Origin of the sequence: Mucispirillum schaedleri ASF457, from assembly GCF_000487995.2 — a bacterium.
GTDB classification, from domain to species: Bacteria; Chrysiogenota; Deferribacteres; order Deferribacterales; family Mucispirillaceae; genus Mucispirillum; species Mucispirillum schaedleri.
The window spans coordinates 146516-168570 of the sequence record NZ_CP097562.1; the positions used below are offsets into that span (position 1 = coordinate 146516).

Below are 22055 nucleotides of genomic sequence, written 5' to 3' on the forward strand. Positions count from 1 at the left end.
ATATAACACTATAAAGGAGTGTGTAAGATTAATGGATAATCGTAATTATTTATTCACATCAGAATCTGTTACAGAAGGTCATCCAGATAAAATGGCTGACCAAATCTCTGATGCAATTTTAGATGCTATGCTAAAAGATGACCCTTTCAGTCGTGTAGCATGTGAAACTATGCTTACAACAGGTTTAGTTATTGTTTCTGGGGAAGTAACAACAAAAACTTATGTTGATATTCCTGCTGTTGTAAGAAACACTGTAGCTGGTATAGGATATACTAGAGCAAAATTTGGTTTTGACCATGAAACATGTGGCGTAATATCTACAATTAACCATCAATCACCAGATATTGCTATGGGTGTAGATACTGGCGGTGCAGGTGACCAGGGCTTAATGTTTGGTTTTGCCTGCAATGAAACACCAGAGCTTATGCCTCTTCCTATTATGCTTGCTCATAAAATAACTATGAAATTATCAGAAGTTCGTAAAAGTGGTGAACTAGATTATCTCCGACCAGATGGTAAATCACAGGTAACTATAGAATATAATGGTTTTGAGCCAGTTAAAGTTCATACTGTTGTTATTTCTTCTCAGCATTCTGATAGTGTAAGTATGGAGCAGTTAAAACACGATATTATAGAAAAAGTTATTAAACCAGTTATGCCTGCAAAACTTTTTAATGAAAACGAATGTATTTTCCATATTAATCCTACTGGCAGATTTGTAATAGGCGGTCCAATGGGTGACTGTGGTTTAACAGGCAGAAAAATTATAGTTGATACTTATGGTGGCATGGGACATCATGGTGGCGGAGCATTTTCTGGAAAAGATGCAACAAAAGTTGACCGTTCTGCTGCTTATGGTGCAAGATGGGTTGCAAAAAATATAGTTGCAGCAGGTCTTGCTAAACGCTGTGAAGTGCAGCTTGCTTATGCTATTGGTGTAAGCGAACCAGTATCTATAATGGTAAATACTTTTTATACAGGTATTATTCCTGATAGTGAAATAGAAAAAATTGTTTCTAAAGTTTTTGATTTAACACCAAAAGGACTTATTTCTGCTCTTGATTTAAGAAAACCAATATTCCAAAAAACTGCAAGCTATGGTCATTTTGGCAGAGGCGAGTTTGCTTGGGAAGATACAAATAAAGTAGCAGATATAAAAGACTTAGCAGGTAAATTAGGGAGTTAATAATGGCTTATGATATTAAAGACATTAATTTAGCTGATAAAGGCAGACAGCGTATTTTATGGGCTGATAAAGATATGCCTGTGTTAGCACAAATTAGAAAGCGTTTTGAAGAAGAGAAACCTTTTCAAGGTTTAAAAATGTCATGCTGTCTACATGTTACAGCAGAAACAGCAAACTTAATGAGAACATTAACAGCAGGTGGGGCAGATGTGCTTTTATGTGCATCAAATCCACTTTCTACTCAAGATGATATTGCTGCATCTTTATGCAGAGATTTTGGTGTAGAAGTTCATGCAATCAGAGGCGAAGATAATGAAACATATTATAAGCATTTAGCTTCAGCTATTGCTCATAATCCTAATGTAACTATGGATGATGGTGCAGATTTAGTTTCTGAAATCTTAAAAAAACACCCAGAATTATATGACAGAGTTTTATGTTCTATGGAAGAAACTACAACTGGTGTTATTCGTTTAAGAGCAATGGAAAAAGATGGTGTTCTTAAATTCCCAGTTATTGCTGTTAATGATGTTCAAACAAAATTTATGTTTGATAACCGTTATGGCACAGGTCAGTCTACTCTTGACGGTATTATTAGGGCTACTGATGTGCTTTTAGCCGGTAAAACATTTGTTGTAGCAGGCTATGGCTGGTGCGGTAAAGGTTTAGCTTCAAGAGCAAGAGGTATGGGTGCGAATGTAGTAGTTACAGAAGTAGATAATATTAAAGCATTAGAAGCTGTAATGGATGGTTTTAGGGTTATGCCTATGCTTGAGGCTGCAAAAATAGCTGATGTTATATGCACAGTTACAGGTGATATACATGTTATTAGGGAAGAACATTTTAATGTTATGAAAAATGGCTGTGTAGTATCTAATTCTGGTCACTTTGATGTTGAAATAGATTTAGTAGCATTAAATAAAATTGCTTCTAAAATAGAAGAAAATGTTAAACCAAATGTAAATGCTTATTATTTATCTGACGGCAGAGTTGTATATGTTCTTGCAGAAGGTCGTCTTGTAAACTTGGCATGTGCAGAAGGTCATCCAGCATCTGTTATGGATATGAGTTTTGCAACTCAGGCATTAGCATCCGAGTATGCTGTTAAAAATAAAGGTAAACTTGATAAAAAAGTTTATGTTCTTCCACATGAAGTTGAGCAGCAGATTGCAGCGACTAAACTTGAATCAATGAATGTATCAATAGATACTCTTACAGAAGAACAAGTCTCATATCTTAATTCTTGGGAAACAGGTACTTAATGGTTAAATCAACAGATTATATTATTATTGGTGCAGGCCCTGCAGGGGTCTGTGCCGCTAATATTCTTTCAAAAAGTGGTAAAAAGATTGTTATAGTTGGCAAAATTTTAGGTGGCTCATACTGCTCTACTAATAGTATTGTTTCAGAATCCCTTGTTGGGCTTTCTAAAATGTTTGAAAAGTTTAGAATTATAAAAGATTCTTTCATTGAAGATGATGTTGACAATGTTGCTCTTGATTTTAAACGAGTAAAAAAAATTGTAGACAGCAACTTAAATAAGGCTAAAAAGCAGTTTTTAGAAATAATAGAAGATGCTCAGGCAGAATATATTGAAGGCACTGCTGTTTTTACTGACAGTAATATGCTTGATATTACCCTGCCAGATAATTCAGTGGTTTCTTACAAATTTAAAAAGTGCTTAATTGCAACTGGTGCTGCTGTTCCTAAATCAAACCTTTATCCAAGCAGGAAAAATTTAGATATTTCTACATTTATTAATATGGAAAGTATTCCTGATAGTGTGGCAATTATTGGAGGTGGAGCTTTAGGGGTGGAAGTTGCATCTTTTTTTAGTCGTTTTGGCTCAAAAGTAACACTTGTTGAAAAAAGTGACAGACTTCTTCCTATTGTAGATGCTCAAATTTCAAAAAAATTAGAAGATACTTTAAAAAAACGGGGTATTAATTTAGTTACATCTCATAATATTACAAAGATAGAGCGTGTTGGTCAGAAATATATAGCTTTATCAGAAGCAGGTCCTGTAGAAAGTGAAGAAGTTTTTATATGCACAGGCAGAGTTCCTGCAATTCAGGAATTAAAGCTTGAAAATGCAGGTGTAAATATAGATGAAAATGGTTTTATGATATACAGTAATAATCTGCAGACATGTAATAAAAATATATATATTGCTGGTGATGTTTCTCATATTATGATGAATCTCAGCTGGGCATATTATTCTGCAACAGTGGCTGCTAGAAATATGCTTGGAGAAAATATTGAATATACTCCAGAAATACTTCCTGTATATATTGATACAGACCCAGAAATAGCCTTGATTGGTCTTTCGGAAGAAGCAGCAAAAGCACGAGGTTTAGATTATGGTGTATTTAAATATGTTTTTGGGGATATTTATGGCATATATAATAATGCAGGTGGACAGCAGACTGTAATTAAAACAATTTATGATAAAAGCAGCAAAACATTTCTAGGAATACAGGCTATGGGGCGTGAGGTAAATGGTTTGATTGCTACTTTTGCGATTATTATGAAACTTAAAATAACAATAGAGCAGATTCCTGATTTTGTATATATTAATCCTGTGTTTAATGAATTTTTTAAAGAGGTATCAGAAAAACTGTTATGAAAAAAATAGGTGGAATTTTAAGATTTCTTAAAGCTGTCATATTTGTATTAAATTATGCAATAGCAACATATATTGTAAATATATTTGGCAACGGTGAAAAATTTTTAAAACAGAGAACAAGTTCAGGTGCTAAAAAAGTTATGGATATTACAGGAGCATCAATTACTGTATCAGGAACAGAAAATATAGATACAAATAAGCATTATATTTTTGTAGGCAATCATAGAAGTTATACTGATATTTTAGTTATATTTGCAGCAGGTGGGATTGCTGGCTGTCATTTTACTTTTATGGCTAAAAAAGAGCTTTTCCATATACCATTTCTTGGTAAAGCAATGCAGTTTCTTCATGTAATAAGTGTGGAAAGAGGTTCTACATCAAAAGCTATGAAAAGCCTTTTAGAAGCAATAGAAGTTATTAAAACAGGCAGAAATGTTGTGATTTTTCCTGAAGGCACAAGAAGTAATGATGGTCACACATTAAGTCCTTTTAAAAAAGGAGCATTTACTATAGCTAAGAGAGCAGAAGTTGATGTTATACCTTTTGTTATTGAAGGAACAGAAAAATATATGCCTAAAAAAGGTTTTGGAATGTATAAAGCTGATGTAAGTATAAAATTTTATCCGCCAATTTATACACATGATAAAACAGATGCAGAAATTATGAATGAAGCTGAAAATGTAATAAAAGAAGCTTTATGTCAAAAGTAATTTTTGGTTTAGGCTCAAATCTTGATAACCCAGTTATACAGTTACAGACTGCCGTTGAGAATTTAGGCAGATTTTTTACACTACACAGAGTTTCAAATATATATAAATCACAATCACTTTTAAAAGATGAACAGGAAGATTATTATAATATTGCTGTTCTTGCAGAAACAGATAAGCTGCCGCAGAAAATTTTATCTATTACTCAAAAAATAGAAAAAGATATGGGACGGATAAAACTTAAAAAGTGGGGTGAAAGAGTTATAGATATTGATATTATAGACTATAACAGAGAAATTATTAAACTTTATAATTTAGAAATACCACATAATAATATGATTTATAGAAGTTTTGTTTTAAATCCATTAAAAGATATTATGCCTGAATATATCCACCCAGTATTAAATATATCTGTTCAAGATATGATAAATAGTTTAGAAGATGATTATAATATTACAATTTGCCAAAATAAATTTATTTTTTTATAAAAAATACATATAAATAGAAAATTTTTATTGATAGAAAAAAAATATTGTTTTATATATATTTTCTAGTGTTTAATTTTAAATTAAGGATAAATATATTGTTACAGAAAGTAAAAGGTTTTAGAGATATTTTTGGTAAGGATATTGAATACTGGCACAAAGTAGAAACAGATATTCAAAGATTTTTTAAAAGCTGCGGGTTTAGCGAATTTCGTCTTCCTGTTTTAGAAAAAACAGCTGTTTTTAAACGCGGTATTGGAGAAACAACAGATATTGTTGAAAAAGAAATGTTTACTTTTATTGACAGTCAAGAGCATGTAAGCCTTAGACCAGAAGGAACAGCAGCTTTAATGCGTGCTTATATTGAAAATAATCTTTATAACCCACCAGGTATAAAAAAATATTATTATTTAGGCAATATGTTTCGCAGAGAGCGTCCACAAAAGGGCAGGTTTCGTCAGTTTACTCAAATTGGTGTAGAAGTTCTTGAATGCGATGCACCACTTTTAGATGCTGAAATTATAGGAATGTTATATAAAACTTCTGAAATTTTAGGGTTTAGTAATTATGTTTCTATAGAAATAAACTCTATAGGCTGCCCAGTATGCAGACCAAAATATAAAGAAGATTTAGTTAGATATTTTGATAAAGAAAAGGATAAACTTTGTGACGACTGTAAAAGGCGACTTTCAACAAATCCATTAAGAATATTAGACTGTAAAATTGAAAGCTGTAAAAATACAGCAAAAGATGCACCAAGTATTTTAAATTATTTATGCGATACATGCAGCAGTCATTTTGAAGATGTAAAAGAATATCTTATAATGATGAATATTCCTTTTAAAATAAATGAAAGAATGGTGCGTGGTCTTGATTATTATATAAGAACAGCTTTTGAACTTGTAACAGATAAGCTTGGAGCAGCAAGTGCAGTTGGAGCAGGCGGCAGATATGACGGGCTTGTAAAAAGTTTAGGTGGTAAAGATACTGCAGGTATTGGGTTTGCAATAGGACTTGATAGAGTTGTTGAGCTTTTAAAAGAAGTAAATCCATTAAATTATCATTATACAGATGTATTTATACTTGTATTTGATAAAGAAAATCTTACATATACATTTAATCTGGTTGACAATCTGCGTAATGCAGGGTATGTGGCAGAATACGATTATAATACTGCATCAATGAAAAGCCAGATGAAAAAAGCAGATAAATCACAAGCCAGATATGCTGTTATATTAGGCAGTAATGAAGTAAAAGAAAATAAAGCAGCCGTTAAAGATTTGATTAGTGGTGAGCAGTTTTTAATAGAGCTTGAAAATGTATTTGAATATTTAAAAAATAAATTAATCTAAATATAAGTTGGAGAATATTATGTTAACAAATATGGCAGATTGGAGAAGAACACATAGTTGTGGTGTTTTAACTGATAAAAATATTGATGAAGAAGTTTTATTAATGGGATGGGTTCAGCGTAGACGCGATCATGGTGGTGTTATATTTATAGATTTACGAGATAGAGAAGGGATTACTCAAATTGTTTTAAATGAATCAGCCCCAGTTGCAAGAGAAACTGGTGAATCTGTTAGAAATGAATATGTTATAGCTGTAAAAGGTAAAGTTGCTGCCCGTCCTGATGGCATGGTAAACCTTAATATAAAAACAGGTATGATAGATGTTATTGTTAGTGAAATTAAAATATTGAATAATGCTTTAACTCCGCCATTTATGATAGATGAACATACTGATGCAGCAGAAGATGTGCGTTTAAAATACAGATATCTTGATTTAAGACGCCCACAGCTTCAAAAAAATATTATGATGCGTAATAATATAACTAAGTCTATTAGAGAATATATGTGGGCTAATGGATTTATTGATATTGAAACACCATTTTTAGGCAAAAGCACACCAGAAGGTGCAAGAGATTATCTTGTTCCAAGCCGTGTAAATGCAGGTAAATTTTATGCTTTGCCACAATCTCCACAGCAGTTTAAACAGTTATTAATGGTTGGTGGCTTTGAGCGTTATTTCCAAATTGTAAAATGTTTTAGAGATGAAGATTTAAGAGCAGACAGACAGCCTGAATTTACTCAGCTTGATATTGAAATGTCATTTATTGATAGAAATGATATTATAGATATGATAGAAGGCTTAATTGCTAAATTATTTAAAGATATTTTAGATAAAGATGTTCAAAGACCATTTCCAACAATTATGTATAAAGATGCTATGGAACTTTATGGACATGATGCTCCTGATACTCGTTTTGGACTTCATTTAAAAACAATTAATAATATGGTTGAAAACTGTCAGTTTAAAGTATTTTCAGATACTGTTAAAAATGGTGGTATAGTGAAAGCTGTAAATGCAAAAGGTGCAGGTAAAGCATTTTCTAGAAAAGTTCTTGATGAACTTGGAGAATATGTAGTAAGTCTTGGTGCAAAAGGTTTAGCATATATTAAAATTAATGATGATGGGATACAGTCTCCACTTGTTAAAAATTTAGGTGAAGAACTAACTTATGAAATTATAAAAGTTATGGAAGGTCAGTCTGGAGATATTATATTCTTTGGTGCAGGAGATGAAAACCTTGTTAACCTTACAATGTCTAAACTTCGTCTTAAACTTGGAAATCTTTTAGGTTTAATTAATCCAAAACAGTATAATCTTGTATGGGTATTAGAATTTCCACTTTTAGAATGGTCACCAGAAGATAAGCGATATGCAGCAGTTCACCACCCATTTACTGCTCCAATGGATGAAGATATTGCAAATATTGACAGCAATCCAAAATCTGTTAGAGCAAAAGCCTATGATCTTGTATTAAATGGCTCAGAAATAGGCGGTGGAAGTATAAGAATACACAGAAGTGATATTCAGCAGAAAATGTTTGAACGCTTAGGTTTAGGTGAAGAAGAAATTAAAGAAAAATTTGGATATTTTGTAGATGCTTTAAAATATGGCACTCCACCTCATGGCGGTATTGCTTTTGGTATAGATAGAATTGCATCAATTTTTGCTGGAACTGAATCTATTAGAGATGTTATAGCATTTCCAAAAACACAAAAAGCAACTGACTTAATGAGCGGTGCTCCAGATTATGTTGAGCCAAAACAGCTTAAAGAATTGTATATAAAAAGTGATATTTCAGCAAATAAACCTGTGTAATTATGATTTTACTTGACAAAAGTATGAAAATGAATCACTATAGTATAATATATCATAATTCACAAGGAGGTTTGTTGTGAGAAAGAGTATAATTTTTATTAGTGCAGTAACCTTATTATTGGTATCTTGTGGAGGAAAAGCTACTACTGATAGTATGACTCCAGAAGAAATTGTTAGACAGACTTTAGGAAGTCCAAATAAAGCTTGTGTTGATAAGTATTTACCAAAAACTAAATCAAAGATGGCAGAAGCTGATAAATTAAAAGCATCTGGCAACGAAGAGAGAAGTAAAAAAGCAGAAAGTGAAGCTGTTGAAATTTTTAAAACAGAAGAAAGCTCTTATAACCAGCAGGTTGATTCTGTGAATGCTCAAAATTCCAGATATGAAGAAACTGTTACTAGAAAAAATAATATATCATCTCATCCGGGTGCTGCTAAGTCAAGTAAATGGAAACAGATTCAGACAAAAGTTGATAACCATTTATCTAAATCCAAAGCAGCTATGAGTGAATGCGACGCTGCAAAAGCTAAATCAGAACTTGATGCGGCTAATGTTTTGCTTGCTGAAATGGAACAGCTTTTAGGTATTGGTGGAAGTAAACCTTCTGCAAACAGCTCTGTTTATATAGTTAAAAAAGGTGATAATCTTTGGTATATTGCTGGCAAACAGTATTCTAACCCATTTATGTGGCCTATAATTTACTGGACAAATCAGCAGCAGATTAAAGACCCTGATTTAATATTCCCTAAACAAGAGTTTACAATAGTGCATGATTCTACTGCTGATGAAAAGACAAAAGCAGAAAGACTTGCTAAAACAAGAGGTCCTTGGTCCTTATACGATAACAAATAATTATTGTTATAAAAAAATATAAGCGACTGCATTTTGTGGTCGCTTTTTTTGTGAGACAATATGTATAGTGATGATGTAGTTTATAAAACTCCTGAAAATTTTGATATTATTTCATATATGGATATTGTAGCAGATGAATTAAAGTCTGGTATTTCTTTATTTAAAAGTAAAAATGAGAAAATTGTAGCAGTTTTTGGCTCAGCACGCACAAAAAGTAATGATAAAGAGTATTTAATTGCAGAAGAAACTGGTAAAAAGTTAGTAGAAAATGGTTTTTCTGTTATTACGGGCGGTGGTCCTGGAATTATGGAGGCAGCTCTTAAAGGTGCTTTGTTAAATCATGGTGATACATACGGAGTAAATGTAGTGCTTCCACATGAACAGGAAAGTAATAAATATATAAAAAATGGATATGTATGTAAGCATCTTTTTACAAGAAAAGTCCTGCTTACTAGAAATGTATGCGGTTATATTGTGCTGCCTGGTGGGTTTGGAACTCTTGATGAGCTTTTTGATGTGCTTACTTTAATGAATACCAAAATACAAAATCAGCTTCCACTTGTTCTTTTAGGTATAGATTTCTGGTCTGGGCTTATTGAGTGGATGAAAGACAAGCTTTTATCAAAACACTATATTAGAGAAGATGAGTTAGAGTGTATATCATTAACAGACAGTGTAGATGAAGCTGTCAATATTATAAAAGGCTGATTTATTTTTTCATATAATTGATAAGAAAATCACATATTTTTTCATAATCATTTATATGAAAAACATTTTTTATATCTTTAAATTCTTCAAAATTATCTGTTGCTGCTGCAATAATATTTTTTTCTATATTATATAAATTTGGTTTATTAATTTCTTTTCTATAAACTAATATTTTTGGAATATCTTCATCCTTAAATCCTTCACCAATAATAATATCCATACCGTGTGGTATTTTTTCCATTAACTCATAAAAAGTAAGTCTGTGGCTGCTGTCAGAAATAACTGCATATTTACTGCTTGAAGCAATAGCAATACAATCTGCACCTGCTTTTTTCATATTGTAAGTATCTTTTCCTTCCTTATCCATTTCAAAATCATGTCCATCATGTTTTAATGCGGCTATTTTATAACCTTTTTCTTTTAAATAAGTTATTACTTTAAGTAATAGTGTTGTTTTTCCACTGCCAGAATATCCTGCAAAAGTTATATAAGGTGTCATAAAATATCCTATTAATTTATTAAATTTGTATAATCGCTGTATACATCTTTCAATTATTATATTATAACATTAAAAGAAAATAAAGGGGACATTATGTCAGTATCACAATTTTTTTTGGAAGATAAATATTTAAAGTCAATAATATCTGGATATATTTACCGTTCTACTCAGGTAGAAATGGCAGAAATAATTGAAAATGCTTTTTCATCTTATATAAATACTTGTATAGAGGCACCTACTGGTTCAGGTAAAACTATGGCTTATTTAATACCATCTCTTTCAAGCAGCAACAGAATAATTATTTCTACAAAAACAAAACAGCTTATGAATCAGTTATTATATAAGGATATTCCAGTTGTGCAGAAAATTGTTGGCAGAAATAAAAGTATACGCTCTTTAAAAGGTAGAAAAAATTATTTCTGTCCATATAGATATTTTAGGTTTATTAACCCAAAAGCAGCCTTTTACATAGATGCTGTTTCATGGTTTGAAGAAAACAGCAAGTATGGAATTATTATAGAAGCACCATGGGGCAGGCTTGATAATGATATATGTTCTTTAATGACAGCTGACAGATACCAGTGTGTAAGCAATAAATGTCCATACTATGAAGATTGTGCATTTTATATGCAGAAAAGGGAAGCAAATGCTGCAGATATTATTATCACAAACCATTTTCTGCTGCTTTCAGATATTGCTATGAAAAGTAAAGATTCTTTTGGCTCTATTTTTGAATACAGAGATAATATTATATTTGATGAAGCACATTCTGTTCCTGATATATTTTCTCAGTATGCAGGAGTGGAGTTTGCATTATCTTCTTTAATGATATTAGTTTATGAAAATAAAGATATTATAACTATTAATAATGTTGATAAGATATATAGAGAGTTCTTAAAAATAATTGATAAAATAAAAGAGCCAAAAGAGCTTTTTGAACCATTAAGGCATGATTTTGATAATTTCATCAATTTTATATCAGATGTAATATTATCACTTGATAATGAAGAAATAAAAGAAGAATATAATACATACCTGCAGCTTTATAAGGAATTTAACAGTGATAAAGAAGGTATAAGAATAGTGGAAAAAACAATGCAGAAAAATAATACTGTATTAACATTAAAATTTATACCTTTTGAAGCTGGTGCAGATTTTGTATCAGGATTAAAAGAGGCTGCATTATCAAGTATTTTTGTTAGTGCAACATTAAGTTCTGGTGGCAATTTTGAATATTTTTTAAAAGAAACTGGGTTAGATGGTTTATGTGAGACTCATATATTAGAAAATGTATTTGATTTTCACCAGCAGGGCAGGCTTTTTGTGCCTAATATATCATCGTTTAAAGAAAAAGATAAGGTATATAAAGAGCTTATAAGTAATATGTCAGGCTCTGCATTAATAATATGTAATAGTTTAGAAAGAATGCAGTATATAGAGCAGTTTTTAAGAAGATTAAAAATTAACAAAAAAATATATACCCAATCAGATGTAAATATTGGAGAACTTGATTTTTGTAATGAAGATATGGTATTAATAGGCAGTGCAACACTCAGGGAAGGGATAGATATTTCAGGCGGCGGTTTTAAAGCTGTTATTTTAGACCAGCTTCCTTTTGAATATCATAAAGATATAATTCTTCAAAGCAAAGCTGAACAAATTTCTGAAAATAGTGCAAAGTCTTTTATTGATTTTTTCCTGCCTCGTGCTGTATTATATTTTAAACAGGCAGTAGGAAGACTTATTCGCCATGAAGATGATTATGGATTATGGGTAGTGCTTGATAATAGAATTTTAAATAAAAATTATGGAAAGTATTTTCTAGATGTGATATATAATGTAGAGATAATAGAAGATATAGAGAAGGCTCTCTATTTTATAAAGGAGGAAAAGCATGGCTAAACTGACTTGTGACTACAATTTTGCCGCTTCCAAAAATCTGCTTGGAGGTATTTCAGAAGAAGACTTGCAGGCATACAAAAAAAAGGCAGCTCTAGGATATGAGCGTCTTCAAGCGATGGTTAATGATGGAAAAGTAGGTTTTCCACATTTGCCAAAATATGACACAACTGAGTTAAAAGAGTTTGCAAAAGATGTTAAAACAAACTTTAATGACTTAATAGTTGTTGGGATTGGTGGTTCTGCTTTAGGGATTGAAGCTGTTGTAAATGCAGTATTACCTTATGGTTACAATGCCATGAGCTATACTGACAGAGGCTGTCTTCCAAGGGTATGGGTAGCAGATAATGTAGACCCATCTAAAATACAATCTATATTAAAAATATGCACTCCTGAAGACACTTTTGCAGTTGTTATTTCAAAATCAGGTAATACTGTAGAAACTGCTGAAAACTATTCTTTAATTCATGAATGGTTTAAATCAAATGTGCAGGATTTAAAAAAACATATTGTTGTTGTAACAGACCCAAATAAAGGTCCTTTAAGAGAATATGCTACTCAGAATAATCTAAAAACTTTTCCAATAGAAGCATCTATTGGCGGCAGATTTTCTGTTATGAGTCCTGTTGGTCTTGTTCCTGCAGCATTTTTAGGAATAGATATTGATAAAATGTTAGCAGGTGCTGCAAGCATTACTGATGAAGGTATTGAACAGGTTATGACACTTGCTGCAATATATTTATATTTTATGGATAAAGGCAAAAGTATAAATGTTCTTATGCCATACAGTTCAAGACTTGATAAATTTGCAGAATGGTTCTGCCAGCTGTGGGGTGAAAGTCTTGGCAAAAAATATACAATGGACGGTAAAGAAATCACTTTTGGAACAACACCAGTAAGAACTGTTGGTGCAATAGACCAGCATTCACAAATACAGCTTTTTAGAGAAGGTCCGCTTGATAAAGTTGTAACTTTTATTGGTCTTGAAACTCATGATAATGATGTTAGTGTTAAAGGCGATTTTTATGAAGCATTCAGCTACTTAAATGGACTTCATTTAGGAAAACTTTTAAATTCTGAATTAAAAGCTACAGAAGCAGCATTACTTACATCTAAAGTTCCTTCATTAAAAATAGGTCTTAATATTCTTGATGAATACAGCTTAGGTCAATTATTTATGCTGTTTCAGTATATTGTTCCTATTATTGGCTTATCAGTTAATATTAATCCTTTTGACCAGCCAGGTGTTGAAGAAGCAAAAGAATATGCTTATGGTATGATGAATAGAACAGGTTTTGAAGCCAAAAAAACACAATTTGAAGAAATATATAAAAAAGATGATGCATTCATTATATAATGATATATTGATTCAAGAATTAAAAAAATATAGAGATAAAAAAATCCTTGTCGCTTTTTCTGGCGGTAAGGATTCTCTTATGTTACTCGACTTTATTAATAAACAAAAAGAAAGTTTAAATATTTATGCAGGAGCATGTCATATAAACCATGGTTTAAGGCATACAGCAAAGAGAGATGAAGATTTCTGCCGATTATACTGCATAAAAAACAATATAGATTTTTATACATATAATATTTCAGAAGAATTAAAAAAAGATAACAGCGGAGGTATAGAAGCATCTGCTAGGAAATATAGATATAAATTTCTTTTACATACAGTAAAAGAAAATAATTATGATTTTTTATTTACAGGACACACATATTCTGATGATATAGAAAGTTTTTTTGTTGATTTATATACTGGAGCATCTTTATTTACATTAGGTGGTATAATGTATGAGAATGATAAGATTATTCGTCCTATGCTGAATATTACTACTGAAATGGTTAATGAATATATTATTAAAAATAATTTAGAGCCTGTTTTTGATGAAACAAATAATGATATAAAATATGTCCGTAATAGAATAAGGCATAAATTAATACCTGTTTTATATGACTGTGGTAATGAATTTGAAAAATCTGTTATTAAACTGCAGAAAGAATCAAACAGACTTAATGAATATTTATATAAAAAGGTAAAACATGTTATTTTAAAGCAAGATAGCATTGTTATTTTAAAAAGATATAGTTTCATAGAACTTGAAGATATAGAAAAAGAATATCTGCTTGGTAAAATTTTTTCTTTATTTTTCAGGGTTTCAAAAAATATTTTACATGCAGCTTTATCTTTTTTAAATAATGATGATTCAAAAAGACTTGATTTGCCAAATGGTTATATGATAGAACAGTCATATCATTCTATAAAGATATTTAAAAAAATACTTATTAGTGACTATGTTTATAATAAGCCTGCAGGTATTTCTTTATTTAAAACTGATGATTTTCAGATAGAATTTTTTAATGAATTAAAAGATAAAACTATAATTATTAGAAATAGAAATAAAGGTGATAAATTTGGCAGAAAGAAACTGAAAGATTTATTTATTGATAAGCAGGTAGAGCTTTTTGAAAGAGACAGAGCTGTTATAATTGAAGAAAATAATGTTATTATTTGGGCTGAGTATATTAGTAAAAATAATAATATAATATTTAAAAGGTATGGTATATAATATGCATAAAATGGAAGAATTAATATCTGAAAAAGATATTGCAGAAAAAGTTTCTAATATGGCAGCATTGATTTCCCGTGATTTTAAAGAACAGGATTTAACAGTTGTATCAGTATTAAAGGGCAGTTTTATTTTTACTGCTGATTTAGTCCGCAGTATTAATATTCCCTTAGAAGTGGCTTTTCTTGCAGCTTCTAGTTATGGTGCTTCTACACAATCAAGCGGTGAATTAAAAATAAGATATGATATTGATATACCTGTGGAAAATAAAACAGTTCTGCTTGTAGAAGATATAGTAGATACAGGGCTTACAATAAGCCGTTTAAAAGATTATTTATATGAGAAAGGGGCAAAATGTGTAAAAATTTGCACAATATTTGATAAACCAGATAGACGGAAAATACAAGTAGATGTAGACTATTGTGGCTTTGTTATTCCTAATGAGTTTGTTGTTGGATATGGGCTTGATTATAATAACAAATATAGAAATTTAAAAAATCTTTGTAAAATTACCATATAATATTTTGGAGGATAAATGAATAGTGGTATTTATAAAAATCTTGCACTTTGGCTTGTAATAGCTTTAATGATGGTGCTTGTATTTAACCTTTTTAATACTAATACACAGACAAACCAAAAAGTTACTTATACTGAGTTTTTAGATAGTGTTACTAAAGAGCAGGTTAAAAAAGTAACTATAAAAGAAAATAAGATAACTGGTGAGTATAAAGATAATAACACTCGTTTTGAAACTTATGCACCTAGTGATAATAATTTAATTTCAGAGCTGAGAGATTATAATGTGGGTATTGAAGCAACTCCGCCAGATACTACACCTTGGTATATGCAGCTGCTTATTTCATGGCTTCCAATTATTCTGCTTATAGCTATATGGATATTCTTTATGAGACAGATGCAGGGTGGCAGCGGCTCAAAGGCTTTTTCTTTTGGTAAAAGCAGAGCTAAACTTTTAAATCAGGATAATTTAAAAGTAACTTTTAAAGATGTTGCAGGTATTGAAGAAGCAAAAGAAGAATTGACTGAAGTTGTAGAATTTTTAAAAGACCCTGCAAAATTTCAAAAATTAGGAGGCAGAATTCCAAAAGGTGTGCTTTTAGTTGGTCCTCCGGGAACTGGTAAAACTCTGCTTGCAAAGGCTGTAGCTGGAGAAGCTGGTGTTCCATTTTATTCCATAAGCGGCTCAGATTTTGTGGAAATGTTTGTTGGTGTTGGTGCTGCTCGTATTAGAGATTTATTTGAACAGGGCAAAAAAAATGCTCCTTGTATTATTTTTATGGATGAGATAGATGCTGTTGGACGCCACAGGGGTGCTGGTCTTGGTGGTGGACATGATGAAAGAGAGCAGACATTAAATGCACTGCTTGTTGAAATGGATGGATTTGATTCAAATGAAGGTGTTATTTTAATAGCTGCTACAAACAGACCTGATGTATTAGACCCTGCATTACTTCGTCCTGGTCGTTTTGACAGACAGGTAGTTGTGCCGCGTCCAGATTTAAAAGGAAGGCTGCAGATATTGAAAGTGCATGCTGCTAAAATTAAAATGGCATCATCTGTAGATTTAGAAATTATTGCAAAAGGCACTCCGGGTTTTTCTGGTGCAGATTTAGCAAACCTTATGAACGAATCTGCTTTACTTGCTGCAAGAGCAAATAAAGATGAAGTTGATACTTCAGATATAGAATCTGCAAAAGATAGAGTAATAATGGGAGCTGAAAGACGCAGTATGGTAATACCTGAAAAAGATAAAAAAGTTACAGCATTCCATGAAGCAGGTCATACAATAGTTGCTATTATGACAAAAGGTGCAGACCCTGTGCACAAAGTTTCTATAATACCTAGGGGGATGGCATTAGGTGTTACTATGCAGCTGCCAAGTGATGACAGGTATAATGAAACAAAAGACCATCTTTTAGGTATGATTAGAGTTATGCTTGGGGGAAGAATTGCTGAAGAAGTTACTTTTAACTCTATGTCAACAGGAGCAAGTAATGATATAGAAAGGCTTACATCTATTGCAAGAAAAATGGTTATGAGCTGGGGTATGAGTGATAAACTTGGCACTATATCTTTTGGAAAAAGAGATGAAGCTATATTTTTAGGCAAAGAAATTTCAAGCCAGAAAGATTATAGTGAAAAAACAGCAGAATTAATAGATGATGAAGTAGAGCATATTATTAATACATGTTATAATGAAGCAAGAAAAATAATAGAAGATAACAGACTTCTTTTAGCTAAAACTGCGGAAGCCCTGCTTGAAAAAGAAACTATTGAAACTTCAGAATTAAAAGAACTTGTAAAAGAATATGCTGCTGAAGGATATAAAGATAATATGTTTTCAGAAAAAGAGCAGGAAGAAAAAGAAGAAACTAAAAATGAAAATAACTAATTTGGAAGAGTTTGTATGAAATTTTATAAACTGACACCTGATTATGATAGAATAAAGCATGAATTAGCTCGCATTGGTGTAGATAGTTATGCATTAAATATGGTAAAAAAGGGTGTCAGTTTAAATATTTTAGTGCGGGATATAAAAGCGCCTGCTGCTAATATATTAAAACAGGAATCTATTGCTTCAGGAATGGATGCTGCAGTAAAAAAAGGTGCTGTTTCCTGCTCAATAGATAAAACAGATGTGCTTTTAATGGGTAATACAGCTACATTTGAAAGGCTTATTAAAAGACTTTCAATGCAGGTTTTTGGTTTAAAAGAATTAGGAAAAGAATTAAGTCTTTTTTTAAAAAGTAAAGAGTTTAAAAATATTACATATAATAAAGGTGTAATAGATGTATCAAAGCCATTATGTATGGGTATTTTAAACACTACACCAGATTCATTCAGCGATGGCAGCTTATATGTTACAGAAGAAGCCATTGCTGCAAGAATTGATGAAATGGTAGAACTTGGTATAGATATTGTTGATATTGGTGGTATGTCATCAAGGCCTTTTTCTGAAAGTATAAGTAGTGATGAAGAGATAAAAAGAATAAAATTTGCTCTTGATTACATTAAACAATATGATATGATAGTATCAGTAGATACTAATAATTATAAAACAGCAGAATATGCATTAAATAATGGAGCAGATATTATCAATGATATATCAGGTATGACAGATGATAATATGGTTTTTTTATGCGGACAGTCAAAATGTGCAGTATGTATTATGCATATGCAGGGCAGTCCAAAAAATATGCAGAATAATGCTAATACAGAATATAATAATATAATATACGATATTCATGATTTTTTTACAAAAAGTATAGATAAATGTCTTAATGCAGGTATTGGTTATTCATCACTTATACTTGATGTGGGCTTTGGTTTTGGAAAAACTGTTGAGCAGAATTATATTTTATTAAAATATTTGAATGAGTTTAAATCTTTTAATATTCCACTGCTTGCAGGGATTTCCCGTAAGTCTATGATTGGTGCTGTTATAGATAAAGATGTTAATAACAGGCTTGCAGGCACAGTTTGTGCAAATACAGCTGCTATTTTAAATGGTGCTGATATTATAAGGGTGCATGATATAAAAGAAGGTATTGATACAGTTAAAATTGCTGATTATATTTTAAAGGCGTATATATGATTACTACTATTTTTGAATTTATTAAAAGTTATGTTAGTATTATAGATGTAATAGATATTGCATTTATAAGTTATATTATTTACAGAATTCTGCTTCTTTTAAGAGGAACAAGAGCTATATATATGTTAGTATCAATTATGATACTTTTAGTGCTTCTTGGTCTTTCTGACTTTTTAGGAATGAGAGTAACTAGATGGGTATTAAGTAATATGTCAGGTTACTTATTTTTAGCCTTGATTATTGTTTTTCAGCCTGAAATAAGAAGAGCACTGGCATTTATTGGTGAATCAAAATTTTTTGAACGCTCTATTACTTTAAATTCTCAAATAGTAGATGAGCTTGTTAGAACTGCAACTATTTTAGCAAACAGACAGCTTGGTGCATTAATTATTATTCAAAGAAATACAGATATTACACACTATGTAACTCTTGGGCAGAAAATAGATTCAGTTGTTAGTAAAGATTTACTGCTTAGTATATTTATTCCATATTCACCATTACACGACGGAGCAGTATTGCTTGAAGGCTCAAGGCTTACTTATGCTGGCTGCATTCTGCCGCTTACAAAGAGAGAAGATATTGCTCAGCAGTATGGAACAAGGCACAGGGCAGCTATAGGCATAACAGAGGAAACTGATGCAGTAGCTATTGTTGTTAGTGAGGAAAGAGGTGAAATTTCTGTAACAGAAGGTGGAAATATTATTCCAAATTTAGATGCAAATGCTTTACGGGAAACTTTAAGTAAGCTTATTAAAATAAAAAAATCAACGGAAGATTAATATGTTAAATAATAAAACTTTATTAAAAATTCTTAGTATATTAATTGCTCTTGGTATGTGGATAATGGTTGTATCTGGTCATGAAGAAACAAAAGAGATGACTGTTCCTGTTAAGCTTATTAATGTATCAGGTGGTAAAGTTGCAATTTCAGATTATCCAAATGTATCAATAACAATAAAAGGTGCTGCACGCCTTATGCAGTCGCTTGCTAATTCTGATGTTCTGCTTGATATTGATGTGACTGTATTTCCTAATGGTCAGTCTATTAGAAGAATACTGCCTGCAGACTTTAAAACACCACTTGGGCTTGAAGTGATTGATGTAAAACCATCAGAGCTGCGTATTACTCTTGATAATATTACAGCAAAAGAAGTGCGTGTTCTTCCATCTACAATTGGTGAAGTAAAGCAGGGATATATGCTGGAAAGCATTACATTAAAGCCAAATTCTGTTAGTGTAACTGGTGCTAAAAGTATATTATCTAAACTTGAAAATATTTCAACAATCCCTATAAACCTATCTGAAAGAAATGAAAATTTTGTTCAGAATGTTTTATTAAAAGATTATGATGGTGTTACTAAAATCCAGCCCTCATCAGTTGAAGTGCGTGTTAAATTAAAAGAAAATATGGTAGAGCATGAATTTATAAATGTTCCTGTAGAATGTATGAATTTAAAAGGTAATTTAATGGTAGCAAATACTCCGTCACTTTCTTATGTAAAAGTAAGGGGACGAGAAGATATTATAGATACTTTTTTAGATACAGTAACTTTTGTTACAGACTGTAGTAACATAAATGGTCCTGGAAGTTACACTGGTTCAGTTGCATATAGAACAAATTTAGTGATTGATATATTAAACTTAGAGCCGCAGACAATAAATATAGAGATAAAAGAAAGATGAGAAAATATTTTGGAACAGATGGTGTTAGAGGCAGGGCTAATATTGAGCCATTAACTGCTGATTTCGCATTAAAACTGGGCAGAGCAGCTGCTGGTTTATTTAAAAATAATGATACTCACAGGAAAATTATTATAGGTAAAGATACACGGCTGTCCTGTTATATGTTTGAGAATGCATTGGTATCAGGTATTTGTTCTGCAGGTATTGATGCTGTCATGGTTGGTGTCATTCCAACACCTGCTATTGCATTTTTAACAAAATCAATTAGAGCAGATGCTGGTGTAGTAATTAGTGCATCACATAATCCGTATTATGATAATGGTATTAAGTTTTTTAATGCTAATGGTTATAAACTTGCAGATATTACAGAGCATGAAATTGAAAGGATGATAGATAATAATGAACCTGCATTAGACCCATATTCAATAGGTAAAGCATACAGAATAGAAGGTATAGGCAGATATGTGGAATTTGTAAAAAATACATTTCCTAAAAATATTGATTTAAAAGGGCTTAAAATTGTTGTTGATTGTGCAAATGGTGCATCATATAAAGCAGCACCACTTGCTTTAAGGGAGCTTGGTGCAGAGCTTATTTTAACTAATGTTGAACCAAATGGCACAAATATTAATGATAACTGTGGTGCTGTATATCCTGAAAATATGGCAAAAGCTGTTTTAGAGCATGGAGCAGATGTAGGTATATCTTTTGACGGCGATGCAGACAGGGTAGTTTTTTCAGACGAAAAAGGCAATATAGTTGACGGTGATAAAATTATGGGTATTTGTGCTATTGATATGATGGAGCAGGGCACATTAAAAAATAATACTATTGTTGCAACTGTTATGAGCAACCTTGGCTTTGAATACTCTATGAATAAAAAAGGCATTAAACTTATCCGCTCGCAAGTTGGGGACAGGTATGTTATGGAAGATATGCTGAAATATAACTGTAATCTTGGTGGGGAGCAGTCAGGTCATTTAATATTTTCAGATTTTAATACTACTGGTGATGGCTTAATAAGTGCTATGCAGGTGCTTGGTTTACTTATAAAAAAAGGCAAATCTTTATCAGAGCTTTGCAGTTTTATAGAAACATACCCACAGGTATTAAATAATGTTTTAGTTGATAAAAAAGTTTCACTTGATGAATTAAGTAATACTTCAGCATTAATCTTAAAAATAGAAAAAGAGCTTGGAACTTCTGGCAGACTGCTTGTAAGGTATTCTGGAACAGAAAATAAATTAAGAATTATGCTTGAAGGTAAAGATGAAAAAATAATTACTGCCTATGCAGAAGAAATTGCAGAGATGGCAGTAAATGAAATACAAGGTAAAAAGTAATGATAAAACTTGGAGTAAATATTGACCATGTGGCTACTCTGCGGCAGGCAAGAATGAATATAGAGCCTGAGCCTGTTACAGCTGCCAGAATTGCAGAAAAAGCAGGTGCTGATGGTATTACAATACATTTAAGAGAAGATAGAAGGCATATACAGGATAAGGATGTATATGATATTAAAAAAGCTGTTTCTATTCCATTAAATTTAGAAATGGCATGCAGTGATGATATTATTAATATTGCAATAGATGTGCATCCAAATACATGTACAATAGTTCCAGAAAAGCGTCAGGAAATAACAACAGAAGGTGGGCTTGATGCTGCTGGCCAGTATCATTTAGTTGCAGACACTGTTGCTAAGCTGCAGGAAAAGGGGATAAAAGTAAGTCTTTTTATAGAGCCAGATAAAATGCAGATTGAAGCTGCAAAGAAAATAGGTGCAGAATATATTGAAATCCATACAGGGTTATATGCAAATACTGAAAGTGAAGCACAAAAGCGGGAATTAAACCGTATAAAAGAAGCTGCTGTTTATGCTCATAGTCTTGGTTTGATTGTTAATGCAGGTCATGGGTTAAATTATACTAATACACAAAGTATAGCGGCAGTTCCTTATATGCATGAATTTAATATAGGACATTCAATAATTTCAAGAGCTGTTTTTACAGGTCTTGAAGAAGCAGTTAAAGAAATGATAAAAATAGTTAAAAAGTAGTT

The 22055-nt window shown here is 31.6% G+C and carries 20 protein-coding genes; 19 read left to right on the top strand and 1 reads right to left on the bottom strand.

What is annotated here, in order from left to right:
- The first annotated feature begins 31 nt into the window (after positions 1 to 31).
- The 9 genes from metK to N508_RS00800 all read left to right on the top strand — a co-directional run bounded on the left by metK (position 32) and on the right by N508_RS00800 (position 9733).
- Positions 32 to 1186: a methionine adenosyltransferase gene (gene metK, locus N508_RS00760; protein ID WP_023276172.1), complete on the top strand. Its 1155-nt coding sequence runs from the start codon at positions 32 to 34 to the stop codon at positions 1184 to 1186.
- A 2-nt stretch (positions 1187 to 1188) separates the two neighbouring features.
- Entirely contained in the window at positions 1189 to 2448 is a 1260-nt protein-coding gene (gene ahcY, locus N508_RS00765; RefSeq protein WP_023276173.1) for an adenosylhomocysteinase, read from the top strand.
- On the top strand, positions 2448 to 3812 hold the full coding sequence (locus N508_RS00770) for a dihydrolipoyl dehydrogenase family protein (protein ID WP_023276174.1): 1365 nt from the start codon (positions 2448 to 2450) through the stop codon (positions 3810 to 3812). Before ahcY ends, N508_RS00770 begins: the two co-directional genes overlap by 1 nt.
- Positions 3809 to 4522 carry a lysophospholipid acyltransferase family protein gene (locus tag N508_RS00775; RefSeq protein ID WP_023276175.1) on the top strand — a complete coding sequence of 238 codons (714 nt, stop codon included), beginning with the start codon at positions 3809 to 3811 and terminating at the stop codon, positions 4520 to 4522. Before N508_RS00770 ends, N508_RS00775 begins: the two co-directional genes overlap by 4 nt.
- The gene (folK, locus tag N508_RS00780) at positions 4510 to 5007 is read left to right on the top strand and encodes a 2-amino-4-hydroxy-6-hydroxymethyldihydropteridine diphosphokinase (protein ID WP_023276176.1); all 498 of its coding nucleotides are present in this window, start codon (positions 4510 to 4512) and stop codon (positions 5005 to 5007) included. The genes N508_RS00775 and folK overlap by 13 nt, the downstream gene beginning before the upstream one ends.
- Before the next feature lie 95 nt (positions 5008 to 5102).
- On the top strand, positions 5103 to 6356 hold the full coding sequence (gene hisS / locus N508_RS00785; RefSeq protein WP_023276177.1) for a histidine--tRNA ligase: 1254 nt from the start codon (positions 5103 to 5105) through the stop codon (positions 6354 to 6356).
- 19 nt (positions 6357 to 6375) lie between these two features.
- Positions 6376 to 8172 (top strand): aspartate--tRNA ligase, encoded by a 1797-nt coding sequence (gene aspS / locus N508_RS00790; protein ID WP_023276178.1) that lies wholly within the window; start codon positions 6376 to 6378, stop codon positions 8170 to 8172.
- A 76-nt stretch (positions 8173 to 8248) separates the two neighbouring features.
- On the top strand, positions 8249 to 9025 hold the full coding sequence (locus N508_RS00795; RefSeq protein WP_023276179.1) for a LysM peptidoglycan-binding domain-containing protein: 777 nt from the start codon (positions 8249 to 8251) through the stop codon (positions 9023 to 9025).
- Between the two features lie 60 nt (positions 9026 to 9085).
- Positions 9086 to 9733 (top strand): LOG family protein, encoded by a 648-nt coding sequence (locus tag N508_RS00800; RefSeq protein ID WP_023276180.1) that lies wholly within the window; start codon positions 9086 to 9088, stop codon positions 9731 to 9733.
- Between the two features lies 1 nt (position 9734).
- Here N508_RS00800 and mobB read toward each other — a convergent pair whose 3' ends face one another.
- On the bottom strand, positions 9735 to 10232 hold the full coding sequence (mobB, locus tag N508_RS00805; RefSeq protein ID WP_023276181.1) for a molybdopterin-guanine dinucleotide biosynthesis protein B: 498 nt from the start codon (positions 10230 to 10232) through the stop codon (positions 9735 to 9737).
- A gap of 93 nt (positions 10233 to 10325) precedes the next feature.
- Here mobB and N508_RS00810 point away from each other — a divergent pair, with 93 nt between their 5' ends.
- The 10 genes from N508_RS00810 to N508_RS00855 are packed head-to-tail and all read left to right on the top strand — an operon-like array spanning position 10326 to position 22053.
- Entirely contained in the window at positions 10326 to 12134 is a 1809-nt protein-coding gene (locus N508_RS00810) for an ATP-dependent DNA helicase (protein ID WP_023276182.1), read from the top strand.
- Positions 12127 to 13488, top strand: a complete 1362-nt coding sequence (locus tag N508_RS00815) for a phosphoglucose isomerase-related protein (RefSeq protein ID WP_023276183.1) — start codon at positions 12127 to 12129, stop codon at positions 13486 to 13488. Before N508_RS00810 ends, N508_RS00815 begins: the two co-directional genes overlap by 8 nt.
- The gene (gene tilS / locus N508_RS00820; RefSeq protein WP_023276184.1) at positions 13472 to 14701 is read left to right on the top strand and encodes a tRNA lysidine(34) synthetase TilS; all 1230 of its coding nucleotides are present in this window, start codon (positions 13472 to 13474) and stop codon (positions 14699 to 14701) included. The genes N508_RS00815 and tilS overlap by 17 nt, the downstream gene beginning before the upstream one ends.
- A 1-nt stretch (position 14702) precedes the next feature.
- Positions 14703 to 15221: a hypoxanthine phosphoribosyltransferase gene (gene hpt / locus N508_RS00825; RefSeq protein WP_023276185.1), complete on the top strand. Its 519-nt coding sequence runs from the start codon at positions 14703 to 14705 to the stop codon at positions 15219 to 15221.
- A gap of 15 nt (positions 15222 to 15236) precedes the next feature.
- Positions 15237 to 17111 carry an ATP-dependent zinc metalloprotease FtsH gene (gene ftsH / locus N508_RS00830; protein WP_023276186.1) on the top strand — a complete coding sequence of 625 codons (1875 nt, stop codon included), beginning with the start codon at positions 15237 to 15239 and terminating at the stop codon, positions 17109 to 17111.
- Positions 17112 to 17126: 15 nt separating this feature from the next.
- Positions 17127 to 18314: a dihydropteroate synthase gene (gene folP, locus N508_RS00835; protein ID WP_023276187.1), complete on the top strand. Its 1188-nt coding sequence runs from the start codon at positions 17127 to 17129 to the stop codon at positions 18312 to 18314.
- Positions 18311 to 19093, top strand: a complete 783-nt coding sequence (gene cdaA, locus N508_RS00840) for a diadenylate cyclase CdaA (protein WP_023276188.1) — start codon at positions 18311 to 18313, stop codon at positions 19091 to 19093. Before folP ends, cdaA begins: the two co-directional genes overlap by 4 nt.
- Before the next feature lies 1 nt (position 19094).
- Positions 19095 to 19997 carry a CdaR family protein gene (locus tag N508_RS00845; RefSeq protein ID WP_023276189.1) on the top strand — a complete coding sequence of 301 codons (903 nt, stop codon included), beginning with the start codon at positions 19095 to 19097 and terminating at the stop codon, positions 19995 to 19997.
- Positions 19994 to 21340, top strand: a complete 1347-nt coding sequence (gene glmM, locus N508_RS00850) for a phosphoglucosamine mutase (protein WP_023276190.1) — start codon at positions 19994 to 19996, stop codon at positions 21338 to 21340. Before N508_RS00845 ends, glmM begins: the two co-directional genes overlap by 4 nt.
- A complete protein-coding gene (locus N508_RS00855) occupies positions 21340 to 22053 on the top strand; it encodes a pyridoxine 5'-phosphate synthase (protein ID WP_023276191.1) in 714 nt (237 codons plus the stop codon). The genes glmM and N508_RS00855 overlap by 1 nt, the downstream gene beginning before the upstream one ends.
- Positions 22054 to 22055 lie beyond the last annotated feature (2 nt).

Excerpts from the sequence above, each read along its gene's own strand:
- folK (WP_023276176.1), top strand. The coding sequence starts at position 4,510 with ATGTCAAAAGTAATTTTTGGTTTAGGCTCAAATCTTGATAACCCAGTT.
- folP (WP_023276187.1), top strand. The coding sequence starts at position 17,127 with ATGAAATTTTATAAACTGACACCTGATTATGATAGAATAAAGCATGAA.
- ahcY (WP_023276173.1), top strand. The coding sequence starts at position 1,189 with ATGGCTTATGATATTAAAGACATTAATTTAGCTGATAAAGGCAGACAG.
- aspS (WP_023276178.1), top strand. The coding sequence starts at position 6,376 with ATGTTAACAAATATGGCAGATTGGAGAAGAACACATAGTTGTGGTGTT.
- metK (WP_023276172.1), top strand. The coding sequence starts at position 32 with ATGGATAATCGTAATTATTTATTCACATCAGAATCTGTTACAGAAGGT.
- hpt (WP_023276185.1), top strand. The coding sequence starts at position 14,703 with ATGCATAAAATGGAAGAATTAATATCTGAAAAAGATATTGCAGAAAAA.
- N508_RS00775 (WP_023276175.1), top strand. The coding sequence starts at position 3,809 with ATGAAAAAAATAGGTGGAATTTTAAGATTTCTTAAAGCTGTCATATTT.
- mobB (WP_023276181.1), bottom strand. The coding sequence starts at position 10,232 with ATGACACCTTATATAACTTTTGCAGGATATTCTGGCAGTGGAAAAACA.
- tilS (WP_023276184.1), top strand. The coding sequence starts at position 13,472 with ATGCATTCATTATATAATGATATATTGATTCAAGAATTAAAAAAATAT.
- N508_RS00845 (WP_023276189.1), top strand. The coding sequence starts at position 19,095 with ATGTTAAATAATAAAACTTTATTAAAAATTCTTAGTATATTAATTGCT.
- glmM (WP_023276190.1), top strand. The coding sequence starts at position 19,994 with ATGAGAAAATATTTTGGAACAGATGGTGTTAGAGGCAGGGCTAATATT.
- N508_RS00815 (WP_023276183.1), top strand. The coding sequence starts at position 12,127 with ATGGCTAAACTGACTTGTGACTACAATTTTGCCGCTTCCAAAAATCTG.
- N508_RS00800 (WP_023276180.1), top strand. The coding sequence starts at position 9,086 with ATGTATAGTGATGATGTAGTTTATAAAACTCCTGAAAATTTTGATATT.
- N508_RS00770 (WP_023276174.1), top strand. The coding sequence starts at position 2,448 with ATGGTTAAATCAACAGATTATATTATTATTGGTGCAGGCCCTGCAGGG.
- N508_RS00810 (WP_023276182.1), top strand. The coding sequence starts at position 10,326 with ATGTCAGTATCACAATTTTTTTTGGAAGATAAATATTTAAAGTCAATA.
- ftsH (WP_023276186.1), top strand. The coding sequence starts at position 15,237 with ATGAATAGTGGTATTTATAAAAATCTTGCACTTTGGCTTGTAATAGCT.
- cdaA (WP_023276188.1), top strand. The coding sequence starts at position 18,311 with ATGATTACTACTATTTTTGAATTTATTAAAAGTTATGTTAGTATTATA.
- N508_RS00855 (WP_023276191.1), top strand. The coding sequence starts at position 21,340 with ATGATAAAACTTGGAGTAAATATTGACCATGTGGCTACTCTGCGGCAG.